The sequence below is a fragment of the Micromonospora sp. R311 genome, from assembly GCF_056780015.1.
The window spans coordinates 116,438-133,430 of sequence record NZ_JBSWCE010000006.1 but is presented as its reverse complement, the minus strand read 5'-3'; the positions used below and the strand labels follow the sequence as shown (position 1 = coordinate 133,430).

At 72.5% G+C, this 16,993-nt stretch carries 15 protein-coding genes and 1 tRNA gene; 6 read left to right on the top strand and 10 right to left on the bottom strand.

The window, feature by feature from the left end:
* Window positions 1–85: 85 nt before the first annotated feature.
* The 7 genes from AC1WTP_RS06935 to AC1WTP_RS06905 form a co-directional block, all read right to left on the bottom strand.
* Window positions 86–799 (bottom strand): ABC transporter ATP-binding protein, encoded by a 714-nt coding sequence (locus tag AC1WTP_RS06935; RefSeq protein ID WP_481648384.1) that lies wholly within the window; start codon window positions 797–799, stop codon window positions 86–88.
* The gene (locus tag AC1WTP_RS06930; protein ID WP_481648383.1) at window positions 786–1,727 is read right to left on the bottom strand and encodes an ABC transporter ATP-binding protein; all 942 of its coding nucleotides are present in this window, start codon (window positions 1,725–1,727) and stop codon (window positions 786–788) included. The genes AC1WTP_RS06935 and AC1WTP_RS06930 overlap by 14 nt, the downstream gene beginning before the upstream one ends.
* Window positions 1,720–2,877 (bottom strand): branched-chain amino acid ABC transporter permease, encoded by a 1,158-nt coding sequence (locus tag AC1WTP_RS06925; RefSeq protein ID WP_481648382.1) that lies wholly within the window; start codon window positions 2,875–2,877, stop codon window positions 1,720–1,722. Before AC1WTP_RS06925 ends, AC1WTP_RS06930 begins: the two co-directional genes overlap by 8 nt.
* Window positions 2,874–3,857 (bottom strand): branched-chain amino acid ABC transporter permease, encoded by a 984-nt coding sequence (locus AC1WTP_RS06920; protein WP_481648381.1) that lies wholly within the window; start codon window positions 3,855–3,857, stop codon window positions 2,874–2,876. Before AC1WTP_RS06920 ends, AC1WTP_RS06925 begins: the two co-directional genes overlap by 4 nt.
* 62 nt (window positions 3,858–3,919) lie before the next feature.
* Window positions 3,920–5,068, bottom strand: a complete 1,149-nt coding sequence (locus tag AC1WTP_RS06915) for a branched-chain amino acid ABC transporter substrate-binding protein (protein WP_481648380.1) — start codon at window positions 5,066–5,068, stop codon at window positions 3,920–3,922.
* Between the two features lie 317 nt (window positions 5,069–5,385).
* Window positions 5,386–6,564: a hypothetical protein gene (locus AC1WTP_RS06910; protein ID WP_481648379.1), complete on the bottom strand. Its 1,179-nt coding sequence runs from the start codon at window positions 6,562–6,564 to the stop codon at window positions 5,386–5,388.
* A gap of 55 nt (window positions 6,565–6,619) precedes the next feature.
* On the bottom strand, window positions 6,620–7,240 hold the full coding sequence (locus AC1WTP_RS06905) for an ANTAR domain-containing response regulator (RefSeq protein ID WP_302921694.1): 621 nt from the start codon (window positions 7,238–7,240) through the stop codon (window positions 6,620–6,622).
* Window positions 7,241–7,336: 96 nt separating this feature from the next.
* On the opposite strand from AC1WTP_RS06905, the gene AC1WTP_RS06900 reads away from it, so the two are divergent.
* The 3 genes from AC1WTP_RS06900 (at window position 7,337) to AC1WTP_RS06890 (ending at window position 8,949) form a co-directional block, all read left to right on the top strand.
* Window positions 7,337–7,414, top strand: a tRNA-Leu gene (locus AC1WTP_RS06900).
* Between the two features lie 32 nt (window positions 7,415–7,446).
* On the top strand, window positions 7,447–8,196 hold the full coding sequence (locus tag AC1WTP_RS06895; RefSeq protein WP_481648378.1) for a helix-turn-helix domain-containing protein: 750 nt from the start codon (window positions 7,447–7,449) through the stop codon (window positions 8,194–8,196).
* Window positions 8,197–8,298: 102 nt separating this feature from the next.
* On the top strand, window positions 8,299–8,949 hold the full coding sequence (locus tag AC1WTP_RS06890) for a Rossmann-fold NAD(P)-binding domain-containing protein (RefSeq protein ID WP_481648377.1): 651 nt from the start codon (window positions 8,299–8,301) through the stop codon (window positions 8,947–8,949).
* A gap of 71 nt (window positions 8,950–9,020) precedes the next feature.
* Here AC1WTP_RS06890 and AC1WTP_RS06885 read toward each other — a convergent pair whose 3' ends face one another.
* Window positions 9,021–10,199, bottom strand: a complete 1,179-nt coding sequence (locus AC1WTP_RS06885) for a trans-sulfuration enzyme family protein (protein WP_481648376.1) — start codon at window positions 10,197–10,199, stop codon at window positions 9,021–9,023.
* 83 nt (window positions 10,200–10,282) lie between these two features.
* On the opposite strand from AC1WTP_RS06885, the gene AC1WTP_RS06880 reads away from it, so the two are divergent.
* Together AC1WTP_RS06880 and AC1WTP_RS06875 are read left to right on the top strand one after the other, a co-directional pair.
* The gene (locus AC1WTP_RS06880) at window positions 10,283–10,762 is read left to right on the top strand and encodes an Lrp/AsnC family transcriptional regulator (RefSeq protein WP_481648375.1); all 480 of its coding nucleotides are present in this window, start codon (window positions 10,283–10,285) and stop codon (window positions 10,760–10,762) included.
* Window positions 10,763–10,808: 46 nt separating this feature from the next.
* Window positions 10,809–11,813, top strand: coding sequence for an LLM class flavin-dependent oxidoreductase (locus AC1WTP_RS06875; RefSeq protein ID WP_481648374.1), 1,005 nt, complete (start codon window positions 10,809–10,811; stop codon window positions 11,811–11,813).
* A 206-nt stretch (window positions 11,814–12,019) separates the two neighbouring features.
* Here the strand turns inward: AC1WTP_RS06875 and AC1WTP_RS06870 are convergent, their stop codons facing one another.
* Window positions 12,020–14,269, bottom strand: coding sequence for a rhamnogalacturonan lyase family protein (locus AC1WTP_RS06870; RefSeq protein WP_481648373.1), 2,250 nt, complete (start codon window positions 14,267–14,269; stop codon window positions 12,020–12,022).
* Window positions 14,270–14,489: 220 nt separating this feature from the next.
* Between AC1WTP_RS06870 and AC1WTP_RS06865 the strand changes: the two genes are divergently transcribed.
* Window positions 14,490–15,872 (top strand): pyridoxal-dependent decarboxylase, encoded by a 1,383-nt coding sequence (locus AC1WTP_RS06865; RefSeq protein ID WP_481648372.1) that lies wholly within the window; start codon window positions 14,490–14,492, stop codon window positions 15,870–15,872.
* Window positions 15,873–15,909: 37 nt separating this feature from the next.
* Here the strand turns inward: AC1WTP_RS06865 and AC1WTP_RS06860 are convergent, their stop codons facing one another.
* Complete coding sequence (locus tag AC1WTP_RS06860; protein WP_481648371.1) at window positions 15,910–16,872, bottom strand: sulfite exporter TauE/SafE family protein; 963 nt, start codon at window positions 16,870–16,872, stop codon at window positions 15,910–15,912.
* Window positions 16,873–16,993: the final 121 nt, after the last annotated feature.

Sequence of the window (16,993 nt, the reverse complement as noted above, 5' to 3'; positions counted from 1 at the left end):
CGGCGGCACCGGCGCCGGGCGGGAAAAGCGCCGGCGGCCGCCCACCCCCTCGCGGGGACGGACGGCCGCCGGCGGTACGACGCGGTCAGGCCACGCCGAGGTACGCCTCCTTGACCGCCGGGTCGTGCAGCAGGTCCTGGCCGGACCCCTCCTTCACGATCCGACCGGTCTCCAGCACGTACCCCCGGTGCGCCCGGGACAGCGCCTGCTGCGCGTTCTGCTCCACCAGCAGGATCGTGGTGCCCTGCTGGTTGATCTCCGTGATGATGTCGAAGATCTGCCGGATCACCATCGGGGCCAGACCCATCGACGGCTCGTCCAGCAGCAGCAGCTTCGGCCGGCTCATCAGCGCCCGGCCGACGGCGAGCATCTGCTGCTCACCGCCGGAGAGCGTGCCGCCGGCCTGCTTGCGCCGCTCGGCCAGCCGCGGGAACAGGGTCAGCACCCGGTCCAGGTCGGCGGCGATGCCGGCGGAGTCCCGCCGGGTGTACGCCCCCATGTCCAGGTTCTCCATCACCGTCATGCCGGGGAAGATCTGCCGGCCCTCCGGGGACTGGCACAGCCCCCGGACCACCCGCAGGTCGGCCCGGAGCTTGGTGATGTCCTCACCGTTGAAGGTGATCCGACCGCCGGAGAGCGACCGGGTGCCGGAGATGGCCCGCATGGTGGTGGTCTTGCCGGCGCCGTTCGCGCCGATCAGGGCCACCACCTCGCCCTCGTTGACGGTGAGGCTGATGCCGTGCAGCGCCTCGATCCGGCCGTAGGCGACGGTAACGTTCTCGAGCTCAAGCAGCGTCATCGGCGGACTCCCCCAGGTACGCGGCGATCACCTTCGGGTCCCGACTGACCTCGGCGGGCGCGCCGTCGGCGATCTTCCGGCCGAACTCCAGCACCACGATCCGGTCGGTGACCCCCATGACCAGCCGCATGTCGTGCTCGATGAGCAGGACGGTCAGGCCCATGTCACGGATCTTGCGGATCAGGGCGAGCAGTTCCTCCTTCTCCGCCGGGTTGAAGCCGGCGGCCGGCTCGTCCAGGCAGATCAGCTTCGGCTCGGTGGCCAGCGCCCGGGCGATCTCCAGCCGGCGCTGGTAGCCGTACGGCAGGTTGCGCGCCGCGTCGTTGGCCCGGTCGGCGATGCCGACGAAGCGCAACAGGTCCATCGCCTTGGCCTCGGCCGCCCGCTCCTCGAGGGTGTGCCGGGACAGACCGAACGTCCTGGCGAACGTCCGGCGCACCTCCTGCCACGACCGCCGGATGCCGGCGTCCGCGGTGACCTGCGGCAGCTCCTCCGGCTTCGGCCGCACCCGGTAGAGCCGGAACAGCGCCCCGGGCACGCTGGTCTTGTGCCGGGAGTCCGTCCCGACCATGACGTTCTCCAGCGCGGTCATCTCCGGGAAGAGCCGGATGTTCTGGAACGTCCGGGAGATGCCCATTTTGCTGATCTGGTGCGGCTTGCGGCCGGTGACCCGCTGCCCCTGGAACCGGACCGACCCGGAGGTCGGCTTGTACACCCCGGTCATCACGTTGAACGTGGTGGTCTTGCCGGCGCCGTTCGGGCCGATCAGGCCGAGGATCTCACCCTCGTGGATCTGGAAGTTGATCCCGTCGAGGGCGACCACGCCGCCGAACCGGAGGGTGACGTCGTCGACCTCGAGCAGCACGGGCCGCGGCCCGGGCTGGGTCGGGATCTTCGGCGCCGTCGTGCTGGTGGTCTGGTCAGACATGAGCGGGCGCCTCCTCTGCCTCCGCCGCGCGGTCCTTCAACTCGCGGGCCCGCCGCCGGCTGGGGATCAGGCCCTGCGGGCGCAGGATCATCACCAGCACCATGGCCAGACCGAAGGCCAGCCACCGGTAGTCGGCGATCTCCCGGAACCGCTCCGGAAGGTAGGCCAGCAGCACCGCGCCGAGCGACACGCCGACCATGTTGCCGGAGCCGCCGACCACGACCATCGCCACGAAGAGGATGGACAGGTTCACGTTGAACTGCGTCGGGTCGATGAACGCGTTCCGGCTGGCGAACAGGAAGCCGGACAGGCCGCCGAGCGCCGCACCGATCGCGAACGCCCACAGCTTGAACTTGAACGGGTAGACACCCATCACCGCCGCGGCGTCCTCGTCCTCCCGGACGGCCAGCCAGGCGCGGCCGACCCGGCTGTGCTCCAGCCGGCGCACCGCGAAGACCATCAACAGCACCGTCGTGATCGCCAACCAGTACCACGGCTTCGCGTCGATCAGGCCGAAGATCTGGTTCTGCGCCGACGGCGGGCCCTCCGGCCCGGGGATCGCCGAGATGCCCTGCGGGCCGTTGGTCACCCCGGTGGCGTTGCGGGCCACGATCCGGATGATCTCGCCGAAGCCGAGCGTCACGATGGCCAGGTAGTCGCCGCGCAGGCGCAGCGTCGGCCAGCCCAGCAGCACGCCGGAGATCAGCGTCAGCACGAGCGCGATGAACAGGCAGATCGCCCAGGTCACCGCCCAGGTGGGCGGCAGGTCGAACTCCTGCTGGATCCACTTCACCACCGGCGAGTTCACCGAGCCGAACAGCGCCACGCTGTACGCGCCGATGGCGAAGAAGCCGATGTAGCCGAGGTCGAGCAGGCCGGCGAGGCCCACCACCACGTTCAGACCGATCGCCACCAGCACGTAGATGGCGCAGACGAACAGCACACCGGCCCAGTTGTTGCCGCCGGCGATCGAGTCGGTACGCAGCCAGGTCAGGCCCGGGACGCCGAGCAGCGGCAGGTAGTAGAGGAACGCCACGAAGGCGACGAACCCGATCGCCTGCTGCCAGCGGGGCAGCGCCCGCCAACGGTCGCCGACCGAGGTCAGCAGGCTGACCCGCCGCTGGTCTGCGGAGCGAATCTTGTCGATCATGCGCGGGCCCTCCCGAGCGACTCACCCAGCAGGCCGGTCGGACGGAACATCAGCACCACGATCAGCACCACGAAGGCGATGACGTCCTCCCAGTTGGACGCGAAGAGGGTGGCGCCGTAGACCTCGACGATGCCGAGGAAGAGGCCGCCCACCAGCGCGCCACGCAGGTTGCCGATGCCGCCGAGCACGGCCGCGGTGAACGCCTTCAGGCCCAGCACGAAACCGATGCTGTTCTGGGTGAAGCCGAACCGCATGCTCCACAGCAGGGCCGCGGCGCCGGCCATGATCCCGCCGAGCACGAAGATCAGCATGATCACGCGCTCCTGGTTGACGCCCATCAGGGCCGCCGTCTCCGGGTTCTGCGCCACCGCCCGCACGCCCCGGCCGTAGCGGGTGCGGTTGATGAACCAGTCCAGGGCCGCCATCATCACGACGGCCGAGACGAACACGATCATCTGGATGTTCGTGATCGCCGTGCCGGCGACGGTGAAGAGCGTCTCCTGCTGGATGATCGTCGGCATGCCGACGATCTGCCGGGCGCGGCCGAACATCGACGGCAGCGCACCGCCCGCGACGTCCGGCAGCAGCAGGCCGAAGACCTCGACCAGCACCAGCGAGAGGCCGATCGCGGTGATCAGGAAGATCAGTGGCGGCGCGTTCTTGCGCCGCAGGGGGCGGTAGGCGATCCGCTCGATCGCCAACGCGGTGCCGCCGGAGGCGACCGCCGCGGCGACCAGACCGAGCACCAGGAAGAGCACGGCCTGCCCGATCGGCGGGTTGTTCTGCACCCCGAAGGCGGTCCACACGCCCAGCACCGCGAAGGTGCCGACCATGAAGACCTCGGAGTGGGCAAAGTTGATCAGGCGCAGGACGCCGTAGACGAGCGTGTAGCCCAGGGCGATCAGGGCGTAGATCGCCCCCTTGGACAACCCGTCGACGGTGTGCTGGCCGATATGGCCGAATAGTTCGTCGAAATTCACCGGGGTCTCCTTGCATCGAGTACGGCCGGGGCGAACACCCCGGCCGTACTCCAGTGCTGTCGTCAGCTGAGCTTGAGCTCCTGCAGCGGCTCGATCGCCGTGCCCTTGATCTGGTAGGCCCAGATGACAACCTTCGTCGGGTCGACGTCACCCTTGTCGTCGAACTTGATGTACTTCGACACGCCCTGCTTGTCGTACGCCTTCACGTAGGCCAGGATGTCGGCCCGGCTCTTCTTGCCGTCCTTGAAGGCGTCCAGGTAGATCTGCGCGGCGTCGAAGCCCTCCGCACCGTAGGAACCCGGCGCCTGGCCGTACTCCTTCTGGTAGTCGGCGGAGAAGGTGCCGCCGGCCTTGTCGGCCGGGAGGCACGGGCAGGTGATGATCGAGCCCTCGGCGCCACCGGAGGCACCCTGCGGGAACGCCGGGTCGTAGAGACCGTCCGGGCCGACGAACTTGGCCTGGACACCGGCCGCGCGCATCTGCCGCACCAGCGGAGCGGCCTCGCGGGTGTAACCGCCGTAGAAGACGAAGTCGGCCTGCGCCGCCTTGATCTTGGAGATGGTGGCGTCGAACTGCGACTGCCGCTCCTGGATCTTGTCGGTGGCGACCAGGGTCGGGCCGAGGGCCTTGCCCAGCTCGGCGGTGATGCCCGCGCCGTAGGCGCTGCCGTCGTCGATCGCGAAGACCTTCTGCGCGTTCTGCGACTTCATGTAGACCGCCACCGCGGCGGCCTGGGTGCCGTCGTGGCCGACCACCCGGAAGAAGGACGTGTTGCCCTTCTGGGTGAGGTCGGTCCGGGTCGCCGACGGGGCCACCATCGCCAGGCCGGCGGCCTGGTAGATCGGCATGGTCGCGTCCGACTCACCGGAGAAGTGACCACCGATGACGCCGAGGAACGAGTTGTCACCGGCGATCTGGTTCGCGAACGGGGTGGCCACGGCCGGGTCACCCTGCGTGTCGAACTCCTGCATGGTGACCTTGCAGTCCGGGTTCTTCTCGTTGTGCTGCTTCACGGCGAGCTTCGCGCCGTTCAGCGACGGGATCACCAGACCCGCGTTGTCGCCGGTGAACGCGCCGAAGATCGCGATCTTGCCGCCGCAGTCGCCGGACGCGGTGCCGCCATCGCCACCAGAGTCCTGGCATCCAGCTGCGGCAACCAGCGTCGCGGCGAGCGCGGCGGTGCCGAGCGCCCGTACATAGCTTCGCCTCACGGCTTCCTGACCTCCTCCAGATGCGGGCGTGACCGACCCCGACCAACGGGGACAGCATCAACCCGCAGTTCCACCCACCCCGCAGGGACGCCCCCTGCGTTACGGCTCGTGATGGCGGAGCGTACCCACACTCATACCGTCTCGGAAGGCCTAGAGGCGGGGTCTGCGAAACCGTTACGAAGACGCGCCGGATCCAACCAATGTCCGTAACAGGTCAATCCGCTGACCGGTCCTTAGGCGGTTGGCCGTCCGCAGAGCGGGACGGCGCAAACCCCGGCAAGCCGGTCAGCGGCCGGTCGACCAGTGACCCGAATCGATCACCCCGGCGCCGGCCCGGCGACCGCCCACCAGAGGGCGCTCCGCGTGCCGTCGTCCGCCGCCAGCCACCAGCGGTCCCCCGCCGCCACCAGGCTGACGTCCCGGTCCGCCCCCGCCGGCAACTGCGTCGCGGGGACCACCTCCTGCCACGACCCACCCCGGTCGGACGACGTCCAGACGCTGTGCCGCGCCCCGTCCGAGACCGCGGCCAGCAGCCGCCCGCCGGACGCCACCAGCGCGCTCACCGACGGCACGCCGCCCGGACCGAGCTGGCCGAAACCGCCCGCCGCGACCCAGTCGCCGCCCGGTTCCTGCCGCCACGCGCCGAACGACCGACCGCGCAACCCCACCGCGACCGCGGTCTCGCCGGCCAGCACCACCCGCTGCAACTCCTCGTAGTCGGCGCTGCCCGGCAGGGTCGTCCGCTGCCAGGACCGCCCGTCCGGCGACGTCCAGACGGCCGGATCGCGGTCGATTCGACCCTTCGGCAGCACGCCGCCCACCGCCAGCCAGCCCTGCCGGCCGGCGACCGCGTCGAACGCCCAGCTCACCCCGCGCGCGTCGGAGGCCAGCTCCGGCGCGCCCTCGATGATCGCGAAGTCCGCCGCGTCCGGCGACACCCAGGCCGCCGCGCCGCTGGACCGGTTTCCCACGATCAACCAGCCGGCCGGCCCGCCGGTCAGCCGCGACACGTTGACCGCCTTCGGCCCGCCGTACGTCTCGAACGACGCCGCAACCTCGATCAGCGCGCCGTCGGCACGCTGCCGCCAGGTGCTCACCCGGGGATAGCCGTGCGCGCCGCCGACCTTCGCGCCCACCACGGCGGCCACCCCGTCGCGACAGCCGACCGAATAGAGCACGTTCTGCCTGCCGTAGAAGGAATCCGCGACGATCGGCAGCGCCGTCCACGACGAGCCGTCGCCGCTCGTCCAGGCCGCCGGCCGGGTCGCGCCGGCCGCGTCGGCCACGCCGCCCACCACGTACCACCGGCCGGCGCAGGCGACCGCGTCGCGCAGCATCAGCCGCCCCGGCGCGCCTGGCGGCGCCGGCAGGGTCAGTGGCTGCCAGGCCGGGCTGACCGGCTGGGGGTTGTCGCCGTCGTGCGCGGTGGACCGCTCGCAGCCGGCGAGCAGCACGGCGAGTATGCCGAGCACCGCCACCAGCCGCCGACCACGCATGGATCCGATGCTATCGATCACGGGGCCGGCGCGGTGCCCCCCGAACCGGCGTACCTCAGGAGGTCGGCTGGGCGACCTCGCCGCCGGCGGTCTCGGCGAGGATCCGCTCGGCGACCTCCTTCATGGTCATCCGGTGGTCCATCGCGGTGCGCTGGATCCACTTGAACGCCTGCGGCTCGGTCATCCCGTACGTCGTCATCAGCGCGCCCTTGGCCCGCTCGACGGTCTTGCGGATCTCCAGCCGGTCGGTGAGCCCGGCGACCTCCGCCTCCAGCGCGGCGATCTCGGAGTAGCGGGAGAGCGCAATCTCGACCGCCGGCACCAGGTCACTCTTCTGGAAGGGCTTCACCAGGTAGGCCATCGCACCGGCCGCCCGCGCCCGCTCGACCAGGTCGCGCTGGCTGAACGCGGTCAGGATGATCACCGGGGCGATCCGGGCGCCGGCGATCCGCTCGGCGGCGGCCAGCCCGTCCATGATCGGCATCTTGATGTCGAGGATGACCAGATCCGGCTTGAGCTCCTCGGCGAGCCGGACTGCGGTCTCGCCGTCACCGGCCTCCCCCACCACCTCGTAGCCCTCTTCGGCCAGCATCTCGGCGAGGTCCAGCCGGATGAGCGCCTCGTCCTCGGCGATCAGTACCCGCCTGCGCTCGGCATCCGTCTGCGTCTCGGCCACGAGCCCTACCCCCACCAGTCAGAACCCGACACCCGCCCAGCCGGGTGTCGCCGCCCTTAGCGTAGTGGGTACGCTTGTAACGCTGAATCACGGAATGCCCTCGTAGCCCAACCGGCAGCAGGCAGTGGACTCAAAATCCATACAGTGTGGGTTCGAATCCCACCGAGGGCACCAGAAATTGTCGTACGGGTGTTCGAAGATGGGTCGTGCACTCGCTAGAGATACGCGCCCGCGCCCGGCAGCAGTTTCTTGCCGGCGCCACTGTCGCAGAGGTCGCCCGCCGCTTCCGGCTGCCCTACGCCACCGTGCGGTATTGGTGCAGAGATCGCCCGGAACCCAAGATGCAAGGTACCCAGGTGCGGTGCTTCCGCTGCCGGAGGGACGTCGACAATCCGACAGATCCCGCCGCCTACGGCTATCTCCTCGGCCTCTATCTCGGGGACGGCCACCTTGTGACAACGGCTCGGGTGCCGGTACTCCGGATCTACTGCAGTGACACCTGGCCCAACCTGATCAAGGCGTGCGACGAGGCCATGCGGGCGGTGATGGCCACCACGGTGCAACACGTCCAGAAGCAGGGGTGCGTGGGTGTCCAGAGTTACGGCACACACTGGCCGTGCCTGTTACCGCAGCACGGGCCCGGCAAGAAACACGAGCGGCCGATCGTCCTGACCGACTGGCAGGAAAAGATCGTCACTGATTACCCGGGCCACTTCCTGCGTGGTCTCTTCCACTCCGACGGCTGCCGGTTCGCCAACCGGGTGACAGTCCGTGGCAGGAAATACGTCTACCCGCGCTACATGTTCACCAACGAGTCGGCGGACATCATGGGCCTCTGCCAGTGGGCGCTGGACCTGCTCGGCATAGCCTGGCGGATGAACCGCCGCAACTCGCTCTCGGTGGCCCGCCGCGAGGCCGTCGCCGCCCTCGACCACCACGTCGGCCCGAAGTCCTGAGGCGTCAACCCCGTAGTATTCGCCCGCCGACGCGGTCGACAGGCCCGGCGCGGCTCGGGTATCAGACGCAGCCCGGGAGACCGGGAGGAACGGGGCGTACCGGTGCGGGGCGTCATCTTCGGGGCCACCGGGATGGTCGGGCAGGGTGTGCTCCGCGAGTGCCTGCTCGCCGACGACGTGCACAGCGTGCTGGTGATCGGGCGGACGTCCACCGGCCAGCGCCATCCGAAGCTGCGCGAGATCCGGCACGAGGACTTCGCCGACCTCGACCCGCTCCGGGAGGAGCTGGCCGGGGCGGATGCCTGCTTCTACTGCCTGGGGGTCTCGTCGCTGGGCCTGGACGAGGCGGCGTACACCCGGGTCAGCTACGACTACCCGGTGGCGGCGGCGCGGCTGTTCGCCGAGGTCAGCCCGGATGTCACGTTCGTCTACGTGTCCGGCGTCGGCACCGACCCGACCGGCCGGGGCCGGGTGATGTGGGCGCGGGTCAAGGGCCGCACCGAGAACGCCGTCCTCGACCTGCTGCCGAACGGCTACGCGGCCCGGCCCGGCTTCATCCAGCCGACCCACGGGGTGGTGTCGAAGACCCGCTGGTACCGGCTGGGGTACGCGGTCACCCGTCCGCTCTTCCCGCTGCTGCGCCGGCTCTTGCCGAATCAGGTCACCACCACCGACCGGCTCGGCCGGGCGATGCTGCGGGTGGCCCGGCAGGGCTCGCCCCGGCGGGTGCTGACCAACCGGGACCTGACCTGACCGACGGTCACCGAACTCGCGGCCGCCAACCGGCCCACCCGTCGCCTGACCGTAGGGGCGGGGCGGCGCGGTCAGCCCAGTTCCGCGAGCGCCCGCGCCAGGTCGTCGCGCAGGTCCTCCGGGTCCTCCAACCCGACCGAGACGCGCAGCAGTCCGCCGGCCGGCTTGGCCTCCCCCGCCACCGGGCGGTGGGTCAGCGAGGCCGGGTGCTGGATCAGCGTGTCCACCCCGCCCAGCGAGACCGCGTGGGTGATCAGCCGGCAGGCCCCGGCGACGGCGGCGGCCGCGGGCGCGCCGCCGCGTACCTCGAAGGCGAGCAGGCTGCCGGTGCCGCTCAGCTGCCGGCCGACGAGCCCGGCGGGATCGTGCAGCGAGGGGTGGTGCACGCGGACGACGCCGGGGTGCTCGGCGAGCCAGCCGGCGAGCTTCTCCGCCCCGGCCTGCTGGGCGCGGACCCGCACGGGCAGGGTCTGCAGGCCACGGTGCAGCAGGTAGCCACCGAGCGGGTGCAGGATCGCGCCGGTGAGGGCGCGCACCTGGCGCAGCCGGGTGGCCCAGTCGGTGTCGCAGGCGACGACGCCGGCGAGGACGTCGCCGTGGCCGCCGATGCTCTTGGTGGCGCTGTGCAGGACGAGCGCGGCGCCGTGCCGGGCGGGCTGCTGGAGCACCGGGGTGGCGACGGTGTTGTCGACGAGCAGCGGCACGTCGCCGGCGGCGTCGGCGAGCGCGGCGATGTCGAGCAGGTCGAGGGTGGGGTTGGCCGGGGTCTCGGCGACGACGAGGGCGGTGTCCGGCCCGACCGCGGCGGCGACCTGGTCGGCGGCCGCCCAGGTGACGGTGGTGCCCAGCAGGCCGGTGGCGAGGACGTGGTCGGTGCCGCCGTAGAGGGGGCGGACGGCGACGACGTGGCGGCGCCCGTCGGCGGTGGCGGCGAGCAGGGTGGCGGTGAGGGCGGCCATCCCGCTGGCGAAGGCGACCGCCTCGGTGGTGCCTTCGAGGGTGGCGAGGGCGGTCTCGAAGCGGGCCACCGTGGGGTTCCACAGTCGCTGGTAGACGGCGCTGGCGCCGGGCGGGAGGGTGCCGCCGGTGGCCAGCGTCTCGTACGCGTCGCCGCCGGCGTCGACCGACGGCAGCGGGTTGGTGGTGGAGAGGTCGATCGGCGGGACGTGGACGCCGAGGCCGGCGAGGTCGTCGCGGCCGGCGTGCACGGCTCGGGTGTCCACGGTCGTCATGGGGGGAGCATCGAACATCACGCCGATCGGTAGCAATACTTCCGCAGATGATTCGGGAAATGCCCTTGGTGCGTCGCGCTGATTCGATGGAGGATGGCTCCATGCCCCTTGTAGCGAATGATGTGCGGCGGTTCGCGGCGCTGGACGACGTCGACCGCGCGATCCTGGCCGAGTTGACCGCGGACGGCCGGCTGCCGAACAACGCCCTGGCCGAGCGGGTCGGCGTGGCGCCCTCAACCTGCCTGGCCCGCACCCGCGCGCTGCGCGAGTGCGGGGCGATCCGGGGTTTCCACGCGGAGGTGGATCCGGCGGCGGTGGGGCTGCCGCTGCAGGCGTTGGTGTCGGTACGGCTCACCGCGCACGAGCGGCCGGTGGTGGACGCGTTCCGGGCCCGCTCGGTGCGCCTGCCCGGGGTGGTGTCGGTGTTCCACGTGGCCGGTGCGGACGACTACGTGCTGCACGTGCGGGCGGCGTCGGCGGACGCGTTGCGGGATTTCGTGCTGGACCACCTGGCGGTCGATCCGGCGGTGCAGCACACCGAGACCAGCCTCATCTTCGAGCAGGCGCGCGGGGTGGGTTGAGTCGCTCCGGGGAACAGATCCGGCGCGTTGCGGGTTGGCCAGGCGTGTGATCGACGTACCGCTCTCCGTTCTTGATCTTGCTCCGGTCGCGGCCGGCGCCACCGTCGGCGAGGCGCTCCGGCACACCACCGAGCTGGCCCGGCGTACCGAGGAGCTGGGTTACCACCGGTTCTGGGTGGCCGAGCACCACAACATGCCGGCGATCGCCTCGTCGGCGCCGGCGGTGCTGCTGGCGCACCTGGCCGCGCACACCGGCACGATCCGGCTCGGTTCGGGCGGGGTGATGCTGCCCAACCACGCGCCGCTGGTGGTGGCCGAGCAGTTCGGCACCCTGGAGGCGTTGCACCCGGGCCGGATCGACCTGGGCATCGGCCGGGCGCCGGGCACCGACCAGGTGACCGCGCTGGCGCTGCGCCGGACCGTGGAGGGGCTGTCGGCGGAGGGCTTCCCCCGCGAGTTGGCCGACCTGATGAACTACTTCAGCGGCGAGCGGCCCGGCCCGATCACCGCCACTCCCGGTCGGGGGCAGCAGCCGGCGATCTGGCTGCTCGGCTCCAGCGGCTTCAGCGCCCAGTTGGCCGGCCTGCTCGGGCTGCCGTTCTCCTTCGCGCACCACTTCAGCGCGCAGCACACCCTGCCCGCCCTGGCGCTGTACCGGCAGAGCTTCCGGCCGTCGCGCTGGCTGGAGCGGCCGTACGCGATGGTGGCGGTGAACGCGGTCTGCGCGGACACCGACGAGCGGGCCGAGTGGCTGGCCGGACCGAGCGGGCTGTCGTTCCTGAAGCTGCGCTCGGGTCGCCCGGAGCCGCTGGCCACGCCGGACGAGGCGGCGGCCTACCCGTACACCGAGGTGGAGCGGGAGTTCGTCGCGCAGCGCCGGGAGGGGCAGGCGATGGGCTCGCCGGAGACGGTACGCCGGCAGCTGACCGACCTGCTGGCCCGCACCGGCGCGGACGAGTTGATGCTCACCACGCTGGTCTACGACGTCGACGACCGGGTGCGGTCGTACGAGCTGATCGCCGAGCAGGTGGCCGGCGGCCTGCGCCGCTGAAACACGATCTTCACGCCGGCGTCACCCTCGCGACGCGGAGCGTGCCTAACGTTGGTGCCGGTGGTGGTACGGCATTTCCGGTCGGGACGGGTCGGGAATGCCGCGGTGTGGCGCACCGGGCCGTGGCTGTGCGGATTTCCGCGGCCGCGGCCCGGTGCCTGCCGCCTCCGCCGCCGGCCCGGCGTGACCGGGCCGGCGGGGTGGGCTCAGCGCAGGTGGATGTCCGGTGCCGGCGGGGTCGCCATGCCGTCGCCGAGGAAGAACCCCGGGTGCGGGGGCTGGTTGTAGGCGGTGTTCTGCCAGGCGACCGCGACCCGGTACTGCGGGTCGTGCATCAGGGTGTGGATCCGGGTGTTGGTCGGCGTGGGCGTGCTGTAGATCCGCAACGCCCGGCTGTCGGTGGTCCGCCAGACGACCTCCTCGCGCCAGTCGCCGAGCAGGTCGGCGGAGAGCGCGGGAGTGGCCTTGGTGCCGTTGTTCGCCGCCACCCCGCTCGCGGTGAGCAGCCGGGTGTCGCCGCCGCTGCCGTACTTGTCGATCCGGGTGCCGTCGAGCAGTTCGCGGACGGGGTCGCCGTCCCACCAGGCGAGGAAGTTCGCCGACGACGGGTTGCGCCCGACGCTGCCGCCGGAGCCGTTGTAGAGGTTGCCCATGGTGGTGCCGGCGCCCCAGAACTCCGCGCCCGCGCTGCCGGCGTGGATGTCCCCGGCGACGCCCCGGCCCGGACCCTCCGCACCGCCGTTGTTCGGCCGCTGCCAGATCACCTGGCCGGTGCGGGCGTCGTGCAGGTCGGCCGCGGGTGCGCCGCCGGACTCGTGGATGGTGAAGACCTCCAGGCCGGTGCGGCCGGGCACGAGGTCGCCGACGTGCAGCGCGTCGCCGTGGCCGAAGCCGGTGGCGTACATCAACCGGCCGTTGTCGTCGACGGTGGCCGAGCCGTAGACGATCTCCTGGCGGCCGTCGGCGTCGACGTCGGCGATGGAGAGGTTGTGGTTGCCCTGGCCGGCGGCGGCGCCGTTGCCGGCGGAGTTCGAGTCGAAGGTCCACCGCCGGCGCAGGGTGCCGTCGCGGAAGTCCCAGGCGGCGATGACCGCACGGGTGTAGTAGCCGCGGGCCATCACCAGCGAGGGGCGCTGCCCGTCGAGGTAGGCGGTGGCGGCGAGGAACCGGTCGACCCGGTTGCCGTAGCTGTCGCCCCACGAGGAGACGGTGCCGCGCGGCGGGTCGTAGGCGACGGTGGAGAGGGCCGCGCCGGTGCGGCCGTCGAACATGGTCAGGTACTCGGGGCCGGTCAGGATGTAGCCGCTGGAGTTGCGGTGGTCGGCCCAGGCGTCGCCGATCACCTGGCCGGTGCCGGAGCGGGTGCCGTCGGCGGTCTTCATGGCCACCTCGGCGCGGCCGTCGCCGTCGTAGTCGTACACCTGGAACTGGGTGTAGTGGGCGCCGGCGCGGATGTTGCGGCCCAGGTCGACGCGCCACAGCCGGGTGCCGGTCAGGGTGTACGCGTCGACCTGGACGTTGCCGGTGTAGCCCGACTGGGAGTTGTCCTTGGCGTTGGACGGTTCCCACTTGAGCACGATCTCGTAGCGCCCGTCGCCGTCGAGGTCCCCGACGGAGGCGTCGTCGGCGGAGTAGGTGTACGCCTCCCCGGTCGGGGTGGTGCCGCCGGCCGGCACCTGTAGCGGCACGTCGAGGTAGCCGGCGGTGAACTGGAGCGCGGGCGGTGACGCCGGCTGTTCCACGCCGCCGACGACGGCCCGCACGGTGTACGCGGCGCCGGCGGGCGCGCCCGCGTCGAGATGGTTGGTGGCGCCGGTGATCGGTGTGCCGTTCACCCGGGTGGTGCCGCGGTAGAGGTTGAACGAGACGCCGGCGGTCTCGGTGCCGAGCAGCCGCCAGGAGACCAGGTTGCCGCTGCCCGAGCGGACGCTGACCAGCCCCCGGTCGAGGTCCTCCATCTGCACGGCGCCGGCCGGCGGGCTGGTCGGCGGCGGGCTGGTGGTCGGCGGCGCCGGGGTCGACGGGGTGCCGGTGGGGACGGTGCCGGTGCAGGTGGTGCCGTTGAGGGCGAAGCTGGTCGGGGCCGGGTTGCCGGCGTCGGTCCAGGTGGCGTTGAAACCGAAGGTGGCGGTGCCGCCGGTGCCGAGGGCGGCGTTCCAGTCGACGTTGCGGGCGGTGACCTCCGCGCCGGACTGTCCGATCGTGGCGTTCCACGCCTGGCCGACCCGCTGGCCGGCGGAATAGGTCCAGGTCAGCGTCCAGCCGGAGAAGGGGTCGCCGAGGTTGGTGACGGTGACGTCGGCACCGAAGCCCCCCGGCCACTGGTCGGTGACCCGGTAGTCGACCCGGCAGCCGGCGGCGGCGGCCGCGGCGGTGAGGGTGGTCAGGGCGCCGGCGGTGAGGGTGGCCGCGACGGCCGCGGCGAGCAGCACGGCGCGGCGAGGGATGACGGGCATGCGGATCCTCCGGAGAGGTGCGGGCGCGCGGCCACCGGGCGCCGCCGGCCTGCCCCGGGCCGGCGGAGGGCGTACGCCGCGCTGGCGGCGATGGTCCCGACGCGCGTGGTCAGCGTCGGTGTGGCGGGCTCCGCGCACCAGTGATGCTAGGGCGGCCGGTTCCCCGACACAATCGACCGTGGTCTTGCCGGACGGGGCGGTTTCTTGATCGACTCGTCGGGTGGCTGAGCACATGAGCCCGGACGAGTTCCGGCGCGCCGGGCATGCCGTGGTGGACTGGATCGCCGACTACTGGGCGACGCTGGAGCGGCGCCCGGTCACCTCGCCGGACCCGCCGGGCGCCCTGGCCGCGGCGCTGCCGCCGGGCCCGCCCGAGCAGGGGGAGCCGGTCGACGCCGTCCTGGCCGACCTGGACGCGTTGGTCGCGCCCCGGCTGACGCACTGGCAGCATCCCGGGTTCTTCGGGTACTTCCCGGCGAACACCAGCGGTCCCAGCGTCCTCGGCGACCTGGTCAGCTCGGGTCTCGGCGTGCAGGGCATGCTCTGGGCGACCGGTCCGGCGTGCACCGAGCTGGAGACGGCGATGCTGGACTGGCTGGCCGACCTGCTGGACCTGCCGGCCCGGTTCCGCTCCGGCGGCAGCGGCGGCGGGGTCATCCAGGACTCGGCCTCCTCCGCGACCCTGGTCGCCACCCTGGCCGCGCTGCACCGGGCCAGCGGCGGCCGGTGGCGCGACGCCGGCGTCGACCGGCGGTACCGGGTGTACACCTCGACGCACGGGCACTCCTCGATCGAGAAGGCGGCCCGGATCGCCGGGCTGGGCACCGACGGGGTACGCCCGGTCGAGGTCGACCCGGAGAGCCAGGCGATGCGGCCGGAGGCGCTGCGCGTGGCGATCGAGGCGGACCTGGCGGCCGGCGCCGTACCGACGATCGTGGTGGCCACCATCGGCACCACCTCCACCACCGCCGTCGACCCGCTGCCGGAGATCGGCGCCGTCTGCGCGGAGTACGGCAGCTGGCTGCACGTGGACGCCGCGTACGCCGGGGCGGCCGCGGTCTGCCCGGAGCTGCGCTGGTCGCACGCCGGCCTGGAGTACGCCGATTCGTACTGCTTCGACCCGCACAAGTGGCTGCTCACCGGCTTCGACTGCGACGCGTTCTGGGTGGCCGACCGGGGCGAGCTGATCGAGGCGCTGACGGTGATGCCGGAGTTCCTGCGCAACGCGGCCACCGAGTCCGGAGCGGTGATCGACTACCGGGACTGGCAGGTGCCGCTGGGGCGCCGGTTCCGGGCGTTGAAGCTCTGGTTCGTGCTGCGCTGGTACGGGGTCGAGGGGCTGCGGGCGCACGTCCGCGCCGACGAGCGGTTCGAGCTGGCGGCGCCGCACCCGTTCTCGCTGGTCTGCTTCCGGCTACGCGCCGGTGACGAGGCGAGCGCTCGGCTGCTGGCGCGGGTGAACGCCACCGGCCGGGTGCACCTGCCCCACACCCGGGTGGCCGGCCGGTACACGCTGCGCCTGGCCGTCGGCTCCCCGCTCACCCGGCCGGCGCACGTCGACGAGGCGTGGGAGCTGCTCAGCGCCGCCGCCGACGAGCGGTAGCCGGTCCCGCCCGCGCCACGCGGACGCCGTGGGGCGGTCAGCCGTCGACCGGGGCGAGCGGGCGGGGCGCGACGGACGGGACCTCCCCCGGGGCACCGACCGGGCCGGCGGCCGCGCCCGTGGTGGCCGCCGTGGCCGGGGCGCGCCGGGTGCGGTGCAGTGCCCGGAGCGCCAGCGCCAGGGCGGCGAGCCAGCCGGCGGCCAGCAGGGCGTAGACGGCCGGCCTCGCCGGGGCGCCGAGATCGGCGGCGCGCATCAGCGTCCTCGCGTTGGTCAGCACGATCACCCCGCCGATCGCCGCGCCGAGCAGTTGGGCGGGGACGATGCGGACCAGCCACGCCGCGACCGGGGCGGCGATCAGGCCGCCGACGAGCAGCGCGGCCACCGTGGGCAGCAGGAAGCCCTCCGCGCCGAGCCCGATGAGGAAGCCGAGGCTGGCCGCGCCGGCGACGACGAACTCGGCGGTGTCCACCGAGCCGATCACCTTGCGCGGCGCCATCCGGCCGCCGACCAGCAGCGCCGGGGTGGCCACCGGGCCCCAGCCCCCGCCGCCGGTGGCGTCGACGAAGCCGGCGACCAGGCCGAGCGGGCCGAGGAACCGCCCGCGCGCCCGCCCGGCGGCGGGGTTGCGCCGCAGCGGCCGGGAGAAGCGGACCAGCAGGTACGCGCCGAGCGCGAAGAGGACGCCGGCCATCCACGGCGCGGCCGCGGCGGTGGAGACCGAGCTGAGGAAGGTGGCGCCGGCGAACGCGCCGAGCGCGCCGGGGAGGGCGATCCGGGTCACCACCGGCCAGTCGACGTTGCCGAACCGCCAGTGGGCCACCCCGGCCGCGAGCGTGGTGCCGATCTCCGCCAGGTGCACCGAGGCCGACGCCGCGGCGGGTGCCACGCCGACGAACAGCAGCAGGGTGGAGGAGGTCAGCCCGTACGCCATGCCGAGCGCGCCGTCGACCAGCTGCGCCGCGAGCCCGACCAGGGCGAGGACCAGCAGCTTGCGCACGGGCGCCCCCCGACTTTCCGGCATCTCCTACCGACTTGGTCGACAATGCGGTACGACGCCGCCGGGGTCAAGCCTCCGCTCGGTCAATGAGACGACAGCGCCCCGCCCTCGGGGCCCGGAA